Origin of the sequence: Pelomicrobium sp. G1 (assembly GCF_051905455.1) — a bacterium.
Lineage (GTDB): Bacteria > Pseudomonadota > Gammaproteobacteria > Burkholderiales > UBA6910 > Pelomicrobium.
In genome coordinates, this window is record NZ_JBQACR010000079.1 from 1 (window position 1) to 554 (window position 554).

1 protein-coding gene is annotated in these 554 nt (G+C 64.3%); it reads left to right on the plus strand.

Annotated elements, in window-relative coordinates; translation table 11 throughout:
• Nucleotides 1–554: FCSD flavin-binding domain-containing protein (locus ACTFO6_RS17530; RefSeq protein WP_439935713.1), on the plus strand; the 554-nt coding region annotated here is incomplete at both ends.

Here is a 554-nt window from a genome sequence, read left to right on the forward strand (position 1 = left end):
CTCTTTACCAAGGCGTGGGAAGACCTCTACAAGGGCATGATCGAGTACCGGGCCAACAGCGAGCTAGTGGACGTGGATGCTTCCACCCTGACGGCGAAGTTACAGTTCGAAAACGTTAAGGCCGACGTTTTGAACGTTGTGCCACCGCAGCGGGCTGGAGCGATCGCCAAGCAGGCGGGGCTCATCACGGCCAACGGGCGCTGGTGCGAAGTGGACTTCCTGACCTACGAGTCCAAGGTGGCCAAGGGCGTGCACGTCTTAGGGGATGCCACCCAATCGGCGCCGGCCATGCCCAAGTCGGGCCACATGGCCAACCAGCACGGCAAGATCTGCGCTGCGGCCGTCGTGGCCCTCCTGCAGGGCCAGGAAGTCAACCGCGAGCCGCTGATCGCCAACACCTGCTACAGCTTTGTGTCCGACCGGGAGGCGATGCACGTGGCCTCGGTGCACCGCTACGACCCGGAGAAAAAGACCATGGTCACCGTGCAGGGGGCAGGGGGCTTGTCCAGCGCCCGCAACGAGCTGGAAGCCCAGTACGCCTGGGCCTGGGGCCA